General features: G+C 62.8%; 4 protein-coding genes. 1 reads left to right on the forward strand and 3 read right to left on the reverse strand.

Annotation, left to right across the window (positions count from 1 at the left end; genetic code table 11):
• The 3 genes from Q0349_RS11930 to Q0349_RS11940 form a co-directional block, all read right to left on the reverse strand.
• Positions 1 to 1195 (reverse strand): HAD-IC family P-type ATPase (locus tag Q0349_RS11930; protein ID WP_298081225.1); only part of this gene is annotated, 1195 nt, incomplete at its 3' end.
• Positions 1196 to 1289: 94 nt separating this feature from the next.
• Positions 1290 to 1646, reverse strand: coding sequence for a DUF559 domain-containing protein (locus tag Q0349_RS11935; protein WP_298081226.1), 357 nt, complete (start codon positions 1644 to 1646; stop codon positions 1290 to 1292).
• A gap of 208 nt (positions 1647 to 1854) precedes the next feature.
• Positions 1855 to 2064, reverse strand: a complete 210-nt coding sequence (locus tag Q0349_RS11940; RefSeq protein ID WP_298081228.1) for a cation transporter — start codon at positions 2062 to 2064, stop codon at positions 1855 to 1857.
• 92 nt (positions 2065 to 2156) lie between these two features.
• Here Q0349_RS11940 and Q0349_RS11945 point away from each other — a divergent pair.
• A partial coding sequence (locus Q0349_RS11945; RefSeq protein ID WP_298081230.1) for a MerR family DNA-binding protein occupies positions 2157 to 2505 on the forward strand: 349 nt, incomplete at its 3' end.

Below are 2505 nucleotides of genomic sequence, written 5' to 3' on the forward strand. Positions count from 1 at the left end.
CCGCGTCTTTGTACCAAATGCCGTGCCGCACCGCCTTGCCCATGCCGACCATGATGGCGGCGGGGGTGGCAAGGCCGAGCGCGCAGGGGCAGGCGATAACAAGGACGGCGACGGCGTGCATCAGCGCGGTGGTCCAGTCGCCTTTAATCAGCCAGGTGAGGGCGAAGGTGGCGGCGGCGATGGCGACCACCGTTGGCACGAAGATGGCGGCGGCGCGGTCGGCGATGCGCGCAATCGGCGCTTTGCTGCCTTGTGCTTCGGAGAGCGCCGCCATCATGTCGCCGAGCAGGGTTTCTTTGCCGAGCTGTTCGGCGCGATAGACCAGGCTGCCGTCGCTGACCAGCGCACCTGCCAGCACGCGGCTACCGGGTTCTTTCGCCTCTGGCCGCGATTCGCCAGTCAAGTGGCTTTCGTCCGCCCAGCCGCTGCCACTTGCGACGATGCCGTCGGCGGCGATGCGTTCGCCGGGGTTGGCGCGCAGCAGGTCGCCGATTTGTACTTGGTCGAGCGGTACGGTTTGCCAAGCGCCGTCGCGCTGCACACTCACCTGGCGCGGCGTCAGTTTGAGCAAGAGGCCGAGGCTGTTCAGGCTGGTTTTTTTGCTGCGGTGCTCAAGGTATTTGCCGAGCGAGACGAAGCCGATGACCATTACCCCCGCTTCAAAGTAGATGTGGCCGTGGCCGTGCGGCGCGCTCATCATGTAGAGCGAGTAGAGGTAGATGGCGCTGGTGCCGAGGGCGACGAGCACGTCCATGTTGGCCAGCCCGCCCTTGATGCTCGCCCAGGCGCTTTTGTAGAAGGGGAGGGCGAGCCAGAGCTGGACGATGCTGGCGAGCGCGAGTTGCGCCGCAGGCGGCAGCATCCAGTCGTGGCGGCCAATCATCATGCCCATCATGCCGACGAGGAACGGCAGGTTGATGGCGAGCAGCAGCCACAGCCGCCAGCCGGGATGCGCCGGTTCGTCGGCGGGCGGGGCGTCTTGCGGCAGGCTGGCGCTGTAACCGGTCTTGGCAATGAGGGCGACGAGTGCCGCCGGGTCGGTCTGGCTGTCGTCGTAGGTGATTTGTGCCTCTTCGCTGGCGAAATTGACGCTGGCGGCGGCGATGAAGGGCTTTTTGTTGAGGACTTTTTCGATGCGGCTGGCGCAGGCCTGGCAGGTCATGCCGTCGATGTGGTAGCGGATTTTTTGCTGCATGGGGATTTTTCACAGAGAGAAAGACCCCCTCCCTCGCAGGGCGCGCCAGCGCCCGCAGCGGGGGAGGGACGGGGAGGGGGTAGTGTCAGGGATTTCAGCGCGGGGTTTGGCAATGTTTCAGAATTTCTGCCAAAACCACCCCCGTCTGTTGCAAGACATCATGATTCCAGTATCGCAGTACACAATAGCCGCGATTTTGCAGGAAAGCAGTTCTTTGGTGGTCATAGCGCTGTTGCGTGGCGTGTTGTCCACCGTCCAGTTCAATGATTAGCCTGATTTCAGGCGCGGCAAAATCAGCGATGTAGTTGCCAATAACGTACTGGCGGCGAAAGCGGATGCCATGTAGCTGTCCACCGCGCAAATGTTGCCATAAACGGCGTTCGGCATCTGTCATCTCTTTGCGCAATTCGCGGGCAAAATTCCGCAGTTTGGGGTCGCGCCGGGTTCTCATGATTGGTGGATAGTGCGTTAAGGGTACAACGGCGGGCGTGCAAAGATTGCTACCCCCACCCTAACCCTCCCCCCCCGGGCCCCACGCAAAATACGGATGCATTTTGCGTGGGAACCCGCCCGCTGCGGGCTTCGCCCTGCGGGGGAGGGGACAGAACGGCGGACGTTTTGACAACCATTGCCGGAAATTGTCCCGCAGCGGGACAGCGTTACAACGACGCCTCGTAGCCGCCGTCTTCTACCGCCTCAACCAGCGCGGCCGGGCTGGTCTTTGCCGGGTCAAACGACACCGTGGCGTTTTTGTTTTCCAGGCTAACCTCGGCGCTGGCGACGCCATCAACGCCCTGCAAGATACCGGTCACGCTCTTGACGCAGCCGCCGCAGTTCATACCTTCCACATTCAAAACAACCGTTTGCATAACATTCTCCCAAAGGGTGGAAACACGCAGCATTGCGAAACGCTGCACCGGGACGCACTATAAGCCTTCACCCACGGTCAAGGTCAAGCACGATGAACATCAGCGAAGCGGCGCGGCACGCCGGTCTTTCCGCCAAACAAATCCGCGATTATGAAAAGCAGGGGCTGCTTGCGCCCGCCGCGCGCTCGGAGGCGGGCTACCGCCGCTACGGCGCGGGCGATTTGGCGCGGCTGCACTTCATCCGCCACGCGCGCGACGTCGGCTTTTCCCTGAAGCAAATCGCCACCCTGCTGCAACTCCAGGAAGACCCGGCGCGGCACGCGGGCGAGGTCAAACGGCTGACCGCGCAGCACATCGCCGCGCTCAACGCGCAAACGGCGCGCCTGCAAAAGATGGTTGCCGAATTGCAACGCTGGCACGACGCCTGCCACGGCGAGCATC

The organism is uncultured Cardiobacterium sp. (assembly GCF_938028185.1).
GTDB lineage: Bacteria > Pseudomonadota > Gammaproteobacteria > Cardiobacteriales > Cardiobacteriaceae > Cardiobacterium.

Excerpts from the sequence above, each read along its gene's own strand:
- Q0349_RS11940 (WP_298081228.1), bottom strand. The coding sequence starts at position 2,064 with ATGCAAACGGTTGTTTTGAATGTGGAAGGTATGAACTGCGGCGGCTGC.
- Q0349_RS11935 (WP_298081226.1), bottom strand. The coding sequence starts at position 1,646 with ATGAGAACCCGGCGCGACCCCAAACTGCGGAATTTTGCCCGCGAATTG.